Raw genomic sequence first — 15,651 nt, 5'->3', positions numbered from 1 at the left:
AACGCCTGGAGTGTTGTTCGACTCATAGGGTTAGATCGTGCTCCGGCCGGTCGGTGAGGCTTCCTGTAGCGCGGATGGGGTGTCGTGCCGATGGAGTACTGATCCTTGAACAGCCCGGACCGTTCCCTTGTGGCGGTGGAATCCGAGAATCAGGCGAGGTCAGCACCTGGGAGCGGCCGTAGTGGTTGATGCGCTCCTGCGAGGAGGTGCCGGCCGGTGGGTGAGGTGGACTCGACCGGCGTCCAAGTTTTCGGGCTGCAGCCGAAGCGGTCGCTGAACCAGCGGGAGAACGAACTGAGGGCCGAAAAGCCCAATTCCTCGGCGATCTCGGTCAGCGTCCGGTCGTGGCGAGCGACGTAGCGGCGGGCCAGGTCGATGCGTACCGAATCGACCAGCGAGGTGAACGTTTCGCCGGAGCGAGTCAGGTGGCGGTGCAGGGTGCGCCGGTCCATGTCGAGGCTTCGGGCGACGTACGTGCTCGAGCATCGTCCGGTGGGCAGTAGCGATTCGATCATGCTACGGACGCGATCGGTGGTGGTGGGGGTGCTTTGCCGTGGTAGCAGCGATTCGAGGTACTGGCGGGTGTAGGGCCGAAGCAGCGGATCGGACATCGCGTTGGCAGCGTCGAGGTCGCGTGCGTAGAGAACGATCCCGTTGAAGGTGTGCCCGAATTGCACCTCCGGGCCGAGGACGCGGTGATGGATCTCTAGGTCCGCCGGAGCATCGTGGGTGAAACACACCGTCAGTGGCTGCCAGTCGTCGTGGAGGAATTCGCGCAGCAGACCGTAGATCACCGTCACGGCGATTTCCGCGCTTTGACGGCCGAGGTGGATACCCGAGGCGGCGGCGACCTCTACGGTAGCCAGGCCGTTCTTCTCGATCAGCCGGGCCTGTAGGGCCTCGTTGTGCAGGTTGACATGCCGGACCACCACACTCAGCGCGCTGCGCACGTCCGGTTCCTCGCGGGCAACCAACGCCACCGGTCCGAGATTGGACATCGCGCGGGCGGCTGCCAGGCGAAGGCCGAAGTGCTCGCAGCCCGTCCCGGCCGCGGACAGGTCGAACAGCCGGTTGACCGCTTCCGCCGGCAGCCATCCGCCCATTGCCGCGACGGCGGCCGGATCGATCCCGGCCGTGCGCATCAGCGATGACGGGTCCTGCCCCAACTCGAGCACGAGTTCGACGTAGCCGTTGAGCACGGCGCTGCGCACGAAATATTGCATATCCGCCTGTCCCAGAATGTCAAGATATGTGTCCCAACAGGTAAAGAATAGCAACTGGTTCTCCGATACCGTGATCCGCATCACGACCAATCCCGCGTTTGTTCACGCGACGTTTACGGAGTTGATGCCATGACCGTCCAGCACATCAGCCCTACCCCTACCGGTCCGCACACCGGCACCCCGACGGTGGACCGCATGCGCCAGCAGGGCGCATGGAACCCCCTGTGGGATCAGATGCACGAGTGGGATCCGGAGTGGACCGAGCAGTTCATGACGATGGCAACCACTCCGCTCCGGCGGGGTGTGTTCACCCCGCAGTTCTTCGAACTGCTCTGCATTGCCATCGACGCCGCCTGCACGCACATGTACGCGCCCGGGGTGCGCCGTCACATTCGCGCAGCCCTCGAGCTCGGCGTGACCCGTGAGGAAATCCTCACCGTGCTCGAGATGGTCAGTGTGCTGGGCATTCACTCCTGCAACCTCGGCGCGCCGCTGCTGGCCGAGGAGTTGGCCGCGTTCGAACGCCGTGCGTCCGAACGCCAGGGCCGCGGCGCCGAGTAGATCACGTCCTAGAAACCGATCCATCGAACAGAAAGAAGATCATGCATTACCTCGACGATTCCCTGCTTCCTGAAACCCAGGAAAAGCTCGTCATTCAGGTCGCCCCCTACGGACCGGAGTTCCTTCCGGGCGATTCCGACGATATCCCGGTGACCATGGACGAGCAGATCCAGAAGGCCGTCGACTGCTACAACGCGGGCGCCCAGGTGCTGCACATACACGTACGGGAAGAAGACGGGCGTGGCTCCAAGCGCCTAGAGATGTTCAACGAGATGCTCGCTCGGCTCCGTGCGGCAGTGCCGGAGATGATCCTGCAGGTCGGCGGATCGATCTCCTTCGCCCCGCCCAAAGACGGGGACGCCGCGCAGTGGCTGTCCTACGACACACGCCACATGCTGGCCGAACTCGACCCCAAGCCCGACCAGGTGACCATCGCCATCAACACCAGTCAGATGAACGTGGTGGAGTTGATGACCGAGGACGACATCGCCGGAACGTCGTTCCAGAACCCGGAGATCTACAAGGCCTACCGGGACATGACTGTTGAGGCAGGCCCTGATTTCTACATCGAGCATCTGCGTCGCCTTACCGAGGCCGGCATCCAGCCGGCCTTCATGCTCGGGCACGTGCCGTCCCTGGAGACCGTCGAGCGGCTGATCCGCCGTGGCCTGTACACCGGCCCTCTGGTACTGAACTACGTTGCGATCGGCGGCGGCGCCGCCGGTGTGCATCCGGCCGATCTGATCGAGTTCATCCGCCGCACCCCTGACGGGGCCGTCCTGACCATCGAATCGATCATGCGCAATGTCACCCCGATGTGCACGATCGCCATGGCGCTGGGACAGCACGTGCGTGTGGGCATCGAGGACAACCTGTGGGGCCGCAAGGGCGAGCGCCGGACCTCGGTCGAGCAGGTCGAGCAGATGGTCCGCATCGCCGACGAACTCGGCCGCCAGGTGGCCACCTGTAAGGAATCGCGCGAAATCTACCGGCTCGACGAGACCTACACCGACACCGACGACGCTTTGGCCAAGATCGGCTTCGCCCCTAACCGCCGGCCGGGTCAGCTCGGCTTCCTCCACCACGCCTGACCGTCACCTGGTGTGACCTCTTCCCGATCAGGGGGCGCGGACCGCACAGTTCCGCGCCCCCGCCCCTCCGCGTTTACCCCTGCCAGGTATCGCCCCAGCTCCATTTGCCCATAGGAGTCACCATGGGTCTGCACACCACCGCGATCGACCCCGCGACGACCATCCAGAACACCGCGAACGGAAGAACTCGCGTCTATCCGTGGGGCGTCCTAGCCCTGGTCTTCGGGCTGCTGTTGTCGGACTACATGTCTCGTCAGGTTCTCAGCGCCGTCTTCCCGCTCCTGAAAACCGAATGGGCCCTGTCGGACTCCGAGCTCGCCTCGCTCAACAGCGTCGTCGCCTTCATGGTCGGCCTGCTGGCGCTTCCCATATCGCTGCTGGCCGACCGATGGGGACGAATCAAGAGCCTTGTCGCGATGGCGACGATCTGGAGTGCGGCAACACTGCTGTGCGCCGTTGCCACCAACTACGGCCAAATGCTCGGTGCCCGCTTACTCGTCGGCGTCGGCGAGGCCGCCTACAGCAGCGTGGGTCTGGCCGTGGTCCTCACCGTCTTCGCACCGCGCCTGCGATCCACCATCAGTGGCATCTTCCTCGCCGGAGCCTCCTTCGGCTCCGTGGTGGGCGTCGCACTCGGCGGCGTCATCGCCGTCCACACGAGCTGGCGCTGGGCATTTGCGGCGATGGCGATCCTCGGCCTGCTCCTGGTCGCGCTGTTTCGGGCCCTCGTCACCGAAGGCAGACTCGCTCGCTACCGAGTCCCCAACACCGTCGAGGAACCGACCGCACCGGATGGATACCGAGCCCCACTGTCGACCCTGATCACCAACCCCGCACTGGTGTGCGTCTACGTCGGCAGCGGACTCCCGATGTTCGTCACCGCTGTCCTCATGCTCTGGCTGCCGAGCTACTTCAACCGGTACCACGGCATGGCCCCCGATCAGGCGGGAACGACCGCGGCGCTGTTCATCGTCCTCATGGGCATCGGGATGATCGTTTGCGGCATCGTGACCGACCGCGTCAGCAACCGCCACCCGGTCCGCAAATGGGTCGTCGCAGCCGCCTACTGCACCGCCTCGGCCGTCCTGTTACTCGCGGGATTCACCGTCGCAGCCGGAATGCTGCAGTTCGCCCTACTGGGGGCCGGAGCCTTCGTCTGCGCCGGCTCATCCGGACCGATGACCGCACTCGTCGCCGACCTCACCCACCCCAGCGTGCGCGCCTCGGCGTTCGGCGCCGCAATATTGGCCAACAACCTACTCGGCATCGCACTGGGCCCGATGGTCGTAGGCATCCTTGCCGACCGATTCGGCCTGGCCACCGCCCTGCGACTGACCCCCCTCGTCTATCTCGGTGCCCTCGCCGCACTGCTGCTCGGCCGCCGCCTGTACCCCGCCGGACTGGCCAAGGTCAGCGCAATCGCCGGGACCGCACCGCACTGATCCGATCCCTCGAAGCCGCCACCATCTGCAAGACCGTGATTCTCGGCCCGGGTCTCGCCCCCACCACCGCCGATCACTTGCAGCACCTGCTCGGCGATCGCCTCAGCCCCTCGAGCTCGGGCGAATCATTACGCCGAGCTCACCCACACCGCACTGCCCACCGCACTGAATTGGAGTCGATCGTGAACAGCATCGCCTCACCGACCGTGGTGATTGTCCCGGGTCTAGGTGATCATGACGCCGAGCACTGGCAGACCCAGCTCTCCCGGAAACTCGACAACGTGTGTACGGTGCCGCCGCTGGCACGCGACAAGCTCAGCCGCTGGGCCCAGGTGGACGAGCTCGACACCACCCTGCACGAAATCTCCGGGCCCGTCGTGCTGGTCGCCCACAGCGCCGGCGTCCTCGTCGCCGCCCACTGGGCCCAACACCCCACCCGCCCCATCCTGGGAGCGTTGCTGGCCACCCCGCCGGACTTCGAATTGCCACTGCCGCAGGGCTACCCCTCGACCGAGGAGTTGAACCGCAACGGCTGGAACCCGATCCCGAGACGACGCCTGCCGTTTCGCAGCGTCGTTGCCGCAAGCACCAACGACCCCTTGGCCTGCTACCGACGCGTCGCAGGTATGGCCGAGATGTGGGGCAGTCGCTTGGTCGATCTCGGTCGGGTGGGGCACCTGAATCCGGCTTCTGGATTCGGGTATTGGCCATTGGCCGAAGAGCTGCTCCAGGACGTGATCGACGCAGGCCCGCGGACGTCGCCGCGCGGGGACACGCCCGGGCACGTCGAACCTCGACATCGTTTCGACCATCCATTGCCGGATGCGATCGAAACCCCCGCTCTTGGAAGCTGTTCCGATCGAACAAGGAAATGAGACCCGTGCTCAACTTGTCTGTACTTCTCGAAGACTCCGCCCGCCGCTACCCCGACCGTGATGCTCTGGTATTCGGTGACGAACGGCTGACCTACGCACAGGTGGACCGCTACGCCAACCAGGTGGCAAACCTCCTGGTCTCCCGTGGCGTCGCACCCGGCGACAAGGTCGCGCTGTCGTGCCCGAACCTGCCACAGTTCCCCATCGTCTACTACGGGATCCTCAAGGCAGGCGCGGTGGTCGTACCGCTCAATGTTCTGCTCAGGGAACGTGAAATCGACTACCACCTCGCCGATTCCGACGCGCAGGTGTACGTGTGCTTCGAGGGAACCCCCGAGCTGCCCATGGGAGTGTATGGCCGCGCCGGCTTCGATCAGACTCCCGGATGCCGGGAAATGCTCCTCATCACCACCGACTCGAGCACCGATCCGGCGATTCCCGATGTCGAGACCTTGGCCGGGGCCCTCGAAGGTCAACCGGCCGAGTTCGACACCGCGACACGCGAACTCGGTGATACCGCGGTCATCCTCTACACCAGTGGAACAACCGGCAAGCCGAAGGGCGCCGAACTCACCCACGCCAACATGACGATCAATGCACTGGCCGCCAACCGGCTCTTCAGTAGCGACCCGACCCGCCACGACACCCACCTGCTGACTTTGCCGCTGTTTCATTCATTCGGACAGACGATCAACCTCAATGCCGGATTTTCGGTCGGCGCAACGCTGGTACTGCTTCCCAGATTCGATGCGCGAGCCGCACTGGCGCTGATGGAACGCGAACGCATCACCGTCTTCGCCGGAGTGCCGACCATGTACTGGAGTCTGCTCGGAGCGCTCGACGACGGCATCGACGTCGACCGGATCGCACAGAACATGCGGCTGGCCATCTCCGGTGGCGCAGCCCTGCCCGTAGAAACCCTCACCCAATTCAACCAACACTTCGGGATCCAGATCTGCGAAGGATACGGACTGTCGGAGACCTCGCCCTTGGCCATCGCCGGAGACCCTGAACGGCCCCCGAGGCCAGGGTCGATCGGCGTACCGGTCTGGGGCGTCGAGGCCAGACTCATCGACGAGGCGTGGAACACCGTAACCGGGCCCCATCACGTCGGTGAGATCGCCCTACGCGGTCACAACATCATGAAGGGCTACCACGGCAGGCCGGACGCCACCGCTCAGGTCATGCACGACAGCTGGTTTCGTACCGGCGACCTCGCCCACATGGACCAGGACGGCTTCTACTACATCGTCGATCGCGCCAAGGACATGATCGTGCGCGGAGGGTTCAACGTCTACCCGCGCGAAGTCGAAGAGGTGTTGATGACCCACGAGGCTGTCTCCCTCGCCGCGGTAGTCGGAGTGCCGCACGAAAGCCATGGCGAGGAGGTGAAAGCCTTCGTCATTCTCGAACCCCACGCCAGCGTCACCACCGACACCCTGATCGCGTGGGCCAAGGAAGAGATGGCCGGCTACAAGTACCCCCGCGAGATCGAGTTCGTCGAATCGCTGCCGATGACCGCCACCGGAAAAATCCTCAAACGCGAACTCATCCAGACGCGCGGACGCCGCTGATCCGGCTCGACCACGTTACTGCCAACCAGCAGTAGTTCGACAGCATCCACTGTTTGTCCACACCCCATATGGAGGGAGTACGCCATGCAACTTCAGAACAAGGTTGCGGTGATCACCGGTGCGGCCCAAGGCCTGGGCAAGTCCATTGCCGTGGCGATGGCGAAGGAAGGCGCGGACATCGTCCTGTGCGACATCCAAGAGGACCCGATGCACGGTGTGGCCGAGCAGATCGAGGCACTGGGCAGACAGTGTCTTCCGGTGCGCTGCGACGTCTCGTCCAGCCGAGACGTCGCGCAGATGTTCTCCCAGGCAGGCGAGCAGTTCGGCACGGTACACATCCTGGTCAACAACGCCGCCCGGGTTCCGGACTCCGCTGAGGAGACCGAGCGGAGAAACAAGCATTACGCCTACCTGACCACACCCGTGCCCCGCAGGTCCCTCGGCATCACCAGCAGCCTCCACGATGACGACTGGCTCAAATGGTGGGACGTCAACGTTCATGGGGTGTTCTATTGCACCCGTGAGGCATTGAAGTTCATGGAGCCGCAGCGGTACGGCAAGATCATCAACATCACCTCCGTCGCGGGTGTCTCAGCGGCCAGTACCCACAGCCCCGGATACTCCGCCAGCAAGGCCGCGGTGGCCAGTCTCACGAAGACGGTCGGCCTGGACGTCGCCGGGGCGAACATCTACGTGAACGCCATCGCCTGCGGCGCTGTCCTGACACCTCCCTTCGAGGAGTATCTCGCCAACGCGACCGATGAGCAGAAAGCCTGTCTCTACCAGATGATTCCGCTCGGCCGTCTCGGCAAACCCGAAGAATACGCATCTCTTGCCGTCTACCTGGCCGGAGATGCCCACTACTTCGTCGGTCAGGTTCTCAGCGCAAACGGCGGCGTCGTGATCTGAGTGCGCCCGACAAGGTGCAGCACAAAATAACGGCGATTTCGCGGGCACCGGTTGTCGTAAATCCGGCCCATCGTCGAGGACGAAGACTCGTTCTGCTGAATATGCGGCGGCCGATTCCGATCGCTTCCGACCTGTCCTCCGAAAGATGAGGAGTCCCATGATATTTCGACGTTGACCCGACACGGGCACGCTGACCGGATTCCACGGCGGAGATTACGCGGAACCTGGTCGGCATCGGCGCACGACCGCCGACCCGCACCACCTATTTCTCCTGCAATCTTTCGTCGAACGTGTTCGGAGAACACGACTGGCGAAGCTGTCCATCAGTCCTGATGAGGATTCACTCCATGAAATTCAAGAAGTTCGCGACGACGACCGCGCTGGTCACGACCGCACTCAGCATCACAACAGGCACCGTCAATGCCACGCCCACCCACGACACGGGCGATATCGACTTCACCACGTCGGTCACCGAGAAATCCACGATTGTCGAGATCGACGCCGGCTCGATGGCCGTCGAGGACGGTGTGTTCAAGATCAAGGCCGGGAACGGCACCGTGCTCGCAGGCACCGAACTGAAGTTCCGCGTCGACGAATTCGAGTTCCCGATCGCGGCGCAGATCCAGGACCACACCGCGACCCTGACCCCGCAATTCGACCTCCAGCACGCCGCATACAAGCCAGTTGCGCTCCCGTACGAGGACAAGGCGCCATGGCGGAACGAGTACGAGCGTGAGCAGGTCGCTTGGGCCCGCTTGACCAGCACCATCCTCACCGGCGCGCAACTCGGCGCGATCATCGGTGGCATCGGTGGCGGCGCCGTCGGCTGTGTCCTCGGCGGTATCGCGGGTGCGACGGTAGCGTCGGCCACCATCGTCGGCCTGTTCGGTGCGTTCATCCCGGCCGCCGCCATCGGCTGCCTCGGCGGCGTCGTCGCCCTGGGCGCCCTCGGCACCCTGGCCGGTCAGCTACTGGTGGCCGCCCCCATTGCGATCATGGCCGTTGTCCAGTACTTCACGACCATCAACTCGCCGATGCCGAACCAGCCACAGCCGCCCAAGTGAGTAGGTGAACAAACACTTCGCCGCCATTCTCGGCCCCGCCCGGTCCCTCTCCGGGCGGGGCCGCTCGGCGCAACACCACATGAGGCACCACGAAGGCTGCCCCAGCAAAACGATTACAACACACCGAAATACAACTGTCGTGCTCGACGTAGGACAGTGGCCTATTGGTAGTGACGCACCGTACTTCGCCAGCTCGATCATCGGTCCGGATGAGGCGGCGATATCGAGGCCGGTCGGTCTACCGGAGACCTTCGTTGCGGTTTGCCTGGCCGGCACCGCGGATGGCGGCGCCGATATAGCCGTTCGCGGCGTCCAGCAGCTTGCGTGCCGTCCGGGCCTCAACACCGGCCAGACGCATGACTATGGCGGTTTTCGCGCGTCCATCGGCCGTGTCGAGCAACGATGCGGCGGCGGCGAGGTCGACGCTGGTGGCCCTGGGCGACGATGCGGCGTACCCGGTCCACGAGTGTGGCGTCGGAGGGGTTCACGTCGACCATGAGGTTGCCGCAGACCTTGTCGGATCGGACCATCGCGGCGGTGGAGAGCATGTTGCACACCATCTTCGGATACCTTCCTTCCGAGCCGGATTCGCCCAAGCCGATACGGAAGCCGCACGCCTCCAACGGATCTGGCCGACCCCGAAGTAGCCTGGGGCCGACTATCGGGGGATGAACGTGACGACCGGCGAACCTGTTCGAGCCCGGTATCCGCTGCTGTCATCCACCGGATTCTTGTGGTTCTGGTCCGCCGACAGCTTGTCGATGGTCGGCACCTACATCACCGCGCTGGCGCTGCAGGTGCTCGCGGTCCAGACCCTGCGGGCATCGCCCATCGAGCTCGGAGTGCTGGGGGCCGCGCGCTGGCTGCCGTATCTGCTGTTCGGGTTGATCGCCGGAGTGCTCGTCGATCGGTATCGGCGGCGGCCGGTCCTGGTGGTCGCCGATCTGGTGCGGGCGGGTTTGCTCGCGCTCATCCCGTTGTCGGCGGCGATGGACGTCCTGAGCATGCCGTTGTTGATCGCGGTCGTGCTGGTGTTCGGCACGGTGTCACTGGCCTATGACGCCGCGCACCAGTCGTTTCTGCCGACTCTGGTGCCACCGGAATTGCTCACTCCCGCCAACGCTCGGCTCGAACAGTCTTCGGCGGTGGCGCAGACCTGCGGCCCGGTCATCGGCGGCTGGCTGATCCGGATCGTCGGTGCACCCCTGGCGATCATGGTGGACGCGGTGTCGTATCTGATCTCCGGGCTGATCGTGGCGCGGCTGCGAGTCGCCGAGCGGTCCGGTCCGCCTGAACACCGGAATCTGCGCAGGGAACTGCGGGAAGGGCTGACGTGGGTGTACGGGCATCGCATGCTCGGCCCGCTCGCCCTCGCCTCGCACGGGTGGTTCTTCGGCAGTGCGATGGTGTCGACGGTGTACGTGCTCTTCGTGATCGACGAACTCGGCTTCGACGCGGCTGCCCTCGGACTGACCTTCGCACTCGGTGGTGTTGGTGCGGTGGCCGGATCATCGGTCGCCGACCGCGCCGGTCGACGGTTCGGGATCGGTCCGACCATCATCGCCGGCCGGTGGCTGACGCCAGCGGGATATGCGCTGATCCCCTTGGCGCACAACGGAGTTACCGGTCTGACGCTGCTGTGCACTGCGCAGTTCCTCTTCGGCGTCTCCATCGGTGTCGACAGTCCGCTCGAAATGGGCTACCGCCAATCCGTCACACCCGACCGTCTGCTCGGCCGGATGAATGCGACCATGCGCTCGTTGAACCGAGCCGCGATCGTGATCGGCGCACCGATCGGCGGCGTGCTCGCCGCCTGGCTGGGCATTCGGTGGACAGTGTGGATCGCGGTCGTCGGGCTGCTGATCCCGGCGCTCGCGCTCATCGCATCCGGATTCCGTCATGCCCGATCAGGAGCGGACCAGTCGCGCTGATCGAGGTCGTGACGGCGGTCGACCAGCGCACCGAGGGCGGCGACGGCGACCGCGAGCAGGGCGAAGACGCCGGTGAGCATGACCAGTCTTCCCACATCAGGACCGCTGCGATCAGTGAACCGAACCGGTCGGCAGCACGGTGTCGCCAGATCGGTTACCGGTGTGCTCATCGGATGCTCACGCCCGCCTCGGATTCGACGCGCCGGTTTCGCTACCCTGGTGAACGCAATGACCAGGACAGCCGACGCGAATCTCCGCGAGCTCCGGACCCGCCTGGCCGCCGTAACGCTCCGCGATGAACACCGGTTGCGCCGAAGCCTGGACCGGGCCCGCGGCGGCGATCTCACCGACATCGCGGCAGAGATAGCGGCGGCCGAGCAGCGCGTCGAGGCTCGCCGCGTCGCAGTACCCGCAATCCGCTATCCCGAGCAGCTACCCGTCTCCGCGCGCCGCGAGGATATCGCCAAGGCGATCATGGAGAACCAGGTCGTAATCGTCGCGGGCGAGACCGGATCGGGTAAGACCACCCAGATTCCGAAGATCTGTCTGGAGCTCGGCCGGGGCATTCGCGGCACGATCGGGCATACCCAGCCACGACGACTGGCTGCACGCACCGTCGCCGAACGCATCGCCGAAGAGTTGGGCACCGAACTGGGCGACGTCGTCGGCTACACCGTGCGTTTCACCGATCAAGCCTCCGATCGCACGCTCATCAAGTTGATGACCGACGGCATCCTGCTCGCTGAAATCCAGCGCGACCGACTGTTGCGCCGCTACGACACGATCATTATCGACGAAGCGCACGAGCGCAGCCTCAATATCGACTTCCTGCTCGGCTATCTGAAGCAATTGCTCCCGCGCAGACCGGATCTCAAGGTGATCATCACCTCGGCGACCATTGATCCGGAGTTGTTCGCGCGGCACTTCGGCAAGCAAACAGAGGACGAATCGGCCACTCCCGCACCAATTGTCGAGGTTTCCGGTCGGTCCTATCCGGTGGAGATCCGGTACCGGCCGCTATCGCTGGAACTACCCGGCGCCAGCGATGACGACGACGAGGACACCCGGATCGTGGATCGCGACCCGGTCGACGCCATCGGTGACGCGGTGCGCGAACTGTTCGCCGAGGGCGACGGCGATGTGCTGGTGTTCCTATCCGGTGAACGCGAGATCCGTGACGCCGCGGACGCATTGCGCGACTTGAAGATTCCGCGCACCGAAATCCTGCCGCTCTACGCCCGCCTCTCGACGGCCGAACAGCATCGGGTATTCGCCCCGCATCCCGGGCGACGAGTCGTATTGGCCACCAACGTCGCCGAGACCTCGCTGACCGTCCCCGGCATCCGGTACGTCGTCGACCCGGGTACCGCGCGCATCTCCCGCTACTCGATGCGCACCAAGGTGCAGCGCCTCCCCATCGAAGAGGTGTCCCAGGCCTCGGCCCGCCAGCGCGCCGGACGCTGCGGCCGTGTCGCCGACGGCATCTGCATTCGGCTGTACTCCGAGGACGATTTCGAATCCCGGCCTGCCTTCACCGAACCGGAGATCCTGCGGACCAATCTGGCCGCCGTCATCCTGCAGATGACCGCACTCGGCCTCGGCGATATCGAGAAGTTCCCGTTCGTGGAGGCGCCCGATCGCAGGGCGATCCGAGACGGTATCGCGCTGCTGGAGGAATTGGGCGCACTCGCGTCGCGCGCCGTCGCGACACCCGCGCGGCGCGGCGCTGGACCGGACGATATCGAGGAGGCGAGCACCAGCACTACTCGAGGACGGCGCGGCGCCGATAGCGTTGCGGACAAACAGATCCGACCTGACGAATCTGCGGACGTACGGTCCGATGCGACGTTGACGCTCACTCCCACCGGTCGCGAGATGGCGCAGCTGCCTGTCGATCCACGGATGGCGCGGATGCTCGTCGAGGCGCACCGGAACGGCTGTCTGGCCGATGCCCTGATCATTGTCGCCGCGCTGTCGATCCAAGATGTGCGCGAGCGGCCCGCCGACCATCAGCAAGCCGCCGATACCAAGCACGCGCGGTTCGTGGTCGAGGGCTCGGATTTCCTTGCCTACCTACGGTTGTGGGAGTACCTGACCGAGCAGCGGAAGTCGCTGTCGTCCAATCAGTTCCGGCGCATGTGCCGCGAGGAGTTCCTGCACTACCTGCGGATCCGGGAGTGGCAGGATCTGCACGGGCAGTTGCGGACCATCACCCGTGGACTCGGGTGGTCGACGTCGGGCGAAGGCTCGGAGGGGGACGAAACCGGCTCGCACCGTGGACGATCCGGCGGCCGAGACAGTTCCGCCCCCGCCCGGGCGAACGGCGGAGATTCGAGCCGTGGACAGCGCGGGAAGCGCGACCCCGACTCGTCCGGCACGGATTCATCCGGCGCTGGCGCGAACCGCCGCGGTGTCGGTCGCACGCGCGGTAGCGCCCCATCGAAACTCCCGGCGACGCGAGGCGGCCGTGGTGCCGATGCCACACCACAGACAGCAGCACTCGAAAACGATGGCACCCCATGGGATTCGACCTCCATTCACCAGGCACTGCTGGCAGGCATGCTCTCCCACATCGGCGTCCGCGAGGCCGAATCGCGCGAATTCCTCGGCGCCCGCAATGCCAAGTTCATGATCTTCCCCGGCTCCTCGCTGGCCAAGAAGCCGCCGCGCTGGGTGATGGCCGCGGAACTCGTCGAAACCTCGCGGCTCTGGGGCCGGATGGCAGCGCGGGTGGAACCCGAATGGGCCGAACGCCTCGCCGGGGATCTGGTGAAACGCACGTACTCCGAACCGCATTGGTCGTCCAAGCGCGGCGCGGCGCGGGCCTATGAGCGGGTCACGCTGTACGGCGTGCCGCTGGTCGTCAGCCGCGCCGTCGATTACGGCCGTATCGATCCGGAGTTGTCGCGCGAGCTGTTCATCCGCCATGCCCTGGTGCAGGGTGAGTGGCAGACCCGGCACGAGTTCTTCCACCGCAATCGCGAACTCCTGGACGACGTAGCCGATTTGGAGCATCGCGCCCGCCGCCGCGACATCTTGGTCGATGACGAGGTGCTCTTCGAGTTCTACGACAAACGTATCCCCGCCGATATCGTCTCGGTGCGCCATTTCGACAGCTGGTGGCGCACCGCCGAGCGCAAAGACCCCGCGCTGCTGGACTTCTCGACCGACACCGTGGTCAATGACACGGCGGCGGTACTGGATCCGACCGACTTCCCCGACGCCTGGCGCCAGGGTGAGCTGAGCTTCCCGCTCACCTACCAGTTCGAGCCCGGCAATGACGATGATGGTGTCACGGTGCGGATCCCGGTCGAACAACTGGCGCACGTGCGCGCCGTCGGCTTCGACTGGCTGGTCCCCGGCATGCGCGAAGAACTTGCCGCCGCACTGATCAAGACACTGCCGAAGGCGTTGCGCCGCACCGTCGTTCCCGCACCGGACTTCGCCGCGGCCGCCCTCTCCGCGCTCACCCCGCGCGCCGAACCCCTGCGCAGCGGCCTGGCGAGGGAACTGTCGCGCCTCGGTTCGGTCACCATCGCGGCAGGTGATCTCGACCCCGCCGCGCTCCCCGACCATCTGCGCATGACCTTCGCCGCGATCGACGCCACCGGCAAGACTCTCGCGCGCGGCAAAAACCTGACGCAGTTGAAAACCCAACTGTCCGAGCAGGTTTCCGCCTCGGTCGCCCGCGCGACCGCGGGCGCCGAGCGTGCGCCCGCCACAGTGTGGACCTCGGAATCGCTCGGGACGGTCGCACCGACAGTGCGCAGCGAGGTCGCCGGACAGACGGTCACCGGTTATCCGGCACTGGTCCCCGAGGGCGAAGGTGTCGCGGTCCGTGTGCTCAGCTCCCCTGCCGAACAGGCCGCCGCCATGCGCGCGGGCACGCGCGCCTTGGTGTTGGCCGCCGTGCCCACCTCGGTCCGCACCGTTACCGCGAGTCTGCCGCCGCAGGATCGTCTGGCGCTGAGTCAGAATCCGTACGGTTCGCTCGACCTGCTCATCGAGGACTGCCGCGCCGCCGCCGCTGACGAACTGATCGCCGCCGCCGGTGGCCCGGTGCGCAGTCCGGACCAATTCGATGCGTTGCTCGCGCGGATCCGCCCCGAATTCGTCTCCGCCGTCGCCCGCATCGTGCGCGTCGTGGTGCCGGTGCTGGCTGGGGCGCACCAGGTTTCGTCCGCCCTCGCCGACACCTCCGAACGCGATATCGCCGACGATGTCCGTCAGCAGCTCGACGACCTGGTCTTCCCCGGATTCATTTCGGAATGGGGCAGCACGCGCCTGCGCGAACTCCCCCGCTACCTCCAGGCCGCCCGGACCCGCCTCGAAGCACTGCCCGGATCCGCCGTCCGTGACCGGCAGGGCATGGTCGACATCGACCGCGCCCTCGCCGCCTACGATCGCCTCCTCAACGCGCTGCCCGAAATCCGCAAGCACGCCCCCGATGTCACCGATATCTGGTGGATGATCGAGGAATTCCGGGTCAGCCTCTTCGCCCAAAAACTCGGCACCCCCTACCCCGTCTCCACCAGGCGCATCGAAAGGGCCATCGCCGCCATCCGCCGCTGACGGCTGTTACTGCGCTCTGCGCGAGTAGAGCGGTACCGGTAGTTCTGGGGGCGCGACGAGGTGACACTACCGGGCTACAGTCGCCGGACATGGTGGCACGCACGGGCATTTCGGCCGCCGGCAAACCCCCGCACTCCGCGTCGATGGTCCCCGTCGGCCCTTGCGCGAATTCTCGAAAAGAGTGTCCGCTATGCGCAAATTTCTCGCACCGATCCTGGCCGTATGCGCCGTCGCGCTCGCGCCGATGGCGACCGCTACAGCGGAGCCGCAGCCAGCGCCGATCCGCGCCGGCACCGATCTGCTGCGGCAGCTGGTTCGCCTACTCGACACCGGCTCGGTCACCATCTGCCCTGGGCAGGCGATGGGCAGCTTCGGCTGCTCATGCCCGCCGGGCATCTGTCTCTGACCG

At 65.5% G+C, this 15,651-nt stretch carries 12 protein-coding genes; 10 read left to right on the top strand and 2 right to left on the bottom strand.

Features of this window, described 5'->3' with window-relative positions; genetic code table 11:
• Positions 1-149: 149 nt before the first annotated feature.
• A complete protein-coding gene (locus ACQP1G_RS14290; protein WP_433203531.1) occupies positions 150-1,223 on the bottom strand; it encodes an AraC family transcriptional regulator in 1,074 nt (357 codons plus the stop codon).
• Positions 1,224-1,352: 129 nt separating this feature from the next.
• On the opposite strand from ACQP1G_RS14290, the gene ACQP1G_RS14285 reads away from it, so the two are divergent.
• The 8 genes from ACQP1G_RS14285 (at position 1,353) to ACQP1G_RS14250 (ending at position 10,670) form a co-directional block, all read left to right on the top strand.
• Positions 1,353-1,784 (top strand): carboxymuconolactone decarboxylase family protein, encoded by a 432-nt coding sequence (locus ACQP1G_RS14285; RefSeq protein ID WP_433203528.1) that lies wholly within the window; start codon positions 1,353-1,355, stop codon positions 1,782-1,784.
• A 41-nt stretch (positions 1,785-1,825) separates the two neighbouring features.
• Positions 1,826-2,875 (top strand): 3-keto-5-aminohexanoate cleavage protein, encoded by a 1,050-nt coding sequence (locus ACQP1G_RS14280; protein WP_433203525.1) that lies wholly within the window; start codon positions 1,826-1,828, stop codon positions 2,873-2,875.
• Between the two features lie 122 nt (positions 2,876-2,997).
• On the top strand, positions 2,998-4,317 hold the full coding sequence (locus ACQP1G_RS14275) for an MFS transporter (protein WP_433203522.1): 1,320 nt from the start codon (positions 2,998-3,000) through the stop codon (positions 4,315-4,317).
• A gap of 182 nt (positions 4,318-4,499) precedes the next feature.
• Positions 4,500-5,192, top strand: coding sequence for an RBBP9/YdeN family alpha/beta hydrolase (locus tag ACQP1G_RS14270; RefSeq protein WP_433203519.1), 693 nt, complete (start codon positions 4,500-4,502; stop codon positions 5,190-5,192).
• A gap of 5 nt (positions 5,193-5,197) precedes the next feature.
• Positions 5,198-6,766 (top strand): long-chain-fatty-acid--CoA ligase, encoded by a 1,569-nt coding sequence (locus tag ACQP1G_RS14265; protein ID WP_433203516.1) that lies wholly within the window; start codon positions 5,198-5,200, stop codon positions 6,764-6,766.
• Between the two features lie 84 nt (positions 6,767-6,850).
• Positions 6,851-7,675 (top strand): SDR family NAD(P)-dependent oxidoreductase, encoded by an 825-nt coding sequence (locus ACQP1G_RS14260; protein ID WP_433203513.1) that lies wholly within the window; start codon positions 6,851-6,853, stop codon positions 7,673-7,675.
• 347 nt (positions 7,676-8,022) lie between these two features.
• Complete coding sequence (locus ACQP1G_RS14255; RefSeq protein WP_433203510.1) at positions 8,023-8,739, top strand: hypothetical protein; 717 nt, start codon at positions 8,023-8,025, stop codon at positions 8,737-8,739.
• Between the two features lie 668 nt (positions 8,740-9,407).
• Positions 9,408-10,670 (top strand): MFS transporter, encoded by a 1,263-nt coding sequence (locus ACQP1G_RS14250; protein ID WP_433203507.1) that lies wholly within the window; start codon positions 9,408-9,410, stop codon positions 10,668-10,670.
• Here ACQP1G_RS14250 and ACQP1G_RS14245 read toward each other — a convergent pair.
• Positions 10,637-10,765 (bottom strand): hypothetical protein, encoded by a 129-nt coding sequence (locus ACQP1G_RS14245; RefSeq protein WP_433203504.1) that lies wholly within the window; start codon positions 10,763-10,765, stop codon positions 10,637-10,639. The two genes, ACQP1G_RS14250 and ACQP1G_RS14245, sit on opposite strands and share 34 nt — an antisense overlap.
• A gap of 133 nt (positions 10,766-10,898) precedes the next feature.
• On the opposite strand from ACQP1G_RS14245, the gene hrpA reads away from it, so the two are divergent.
• Entirely contained in the window at positions 10,899-15,242 is a 4,344-nt protein-coding gene (gene hrpA / locus ACQP1G_RS14240; protein WP_433203501.1) for an ATP-dependent RNA helicase HrpA, read from the top strand.
• Positions 15,243-15,432: 190 nt separating this feature from the next.
• The gene (locus ACQP1G_RS14235; RefSeq protein WP_433203498.1) at positions 15,433-15,648 is read left to right on the top strand and encodes a hypothetical protein; all 216 of its coding nucleotides are present in this window, start codon (positions 15,433-15,435) and stop codon (positions 15,646-15,648) included.
• Positions 15,649-15,651 lie beyond the last annotated feature (3 nt).

Source organism: Nocardia sp. CA-107356 (assembly GCF_050946365.1).
Classification (GTDB): domain Bacteria; phylum Actinomycetota; class Actinomycetes; order Mycobacteriales; family Mycobacteriaceae; genus Nocardia.
Note: the sequence above shows the minus strand (reverse complement) of the source record. Positions and strands in the feature narration are given on the sequence as shown.

Excerpts from the sequence above, each read along its gene's own strand:
- ACQP1G_RS14285 (WP_433203528.1), top strand. The coding sequence starts at position 1,353 with ATGACCGTCCAGCACATCAGCCCTACCCCTACCGGTCCGCACACCGGC.
- ACQP1G_RS14290 (WP_433203531.1), bottom strand. The coding sequence starts at position 1,223 with ATGCAATATTTCGTGCGCAGCGCCGTGCTCAACGGCTACGTCGAACTC.
- ACQP1G_RS14280 (WP_433203525.1), top strand. The coding sequence starts at position 1,826 with ATGCATTACCTCGACGATTCCCTGCTTCCTGAAACCCAGGAAAAGCTC.
- ACQP1G_RS14235 (WP_433203498.1), top strand. The coding sequence starts at position 15,433 with ATGCGCAAATTTCTCGCACCGATCCTGGCCGTATGCGCCGTCGCGCTC.
- ACQP1G_RS14260 (WP_433203513.1), top strand. The coding sequence starts at position 6,851 with ATGCAACTTCAGAACAAGGTTGCGGTGATCACCGGTGCGGCCCAAGGC.
- ACQP1G_RS14275 (WP_433203522.1), top strand. The coding sequence starts at position 2,998 with ATGGGTCTGCACACCACCGCGATCGACCCCGCGACGACCATCCAGAAC.
- ACQP1G_RS14255 (WP_433203510.1), top strand. The coding sequence starts at position 8,023 with ATGAAATTCAAGAAGTTCGCGACGACGACCGCGCTGGTCACGACCGCA.
- ACQP1G_RS14250 (WP_433203507.1), top strand. The coding sequence starts at position 9,408 with ATGAACGTGACGACCGGCGAACCTGTTCGAGCCCGGTATCCGCTGCTG.
- hrpA (WP_433203501.1), top strand. The coding sequence starts at position 10,899 with ATGACCAGGACAGCCGACGCGAATCTCCGCGAGCTCCGGACCCGCCTG.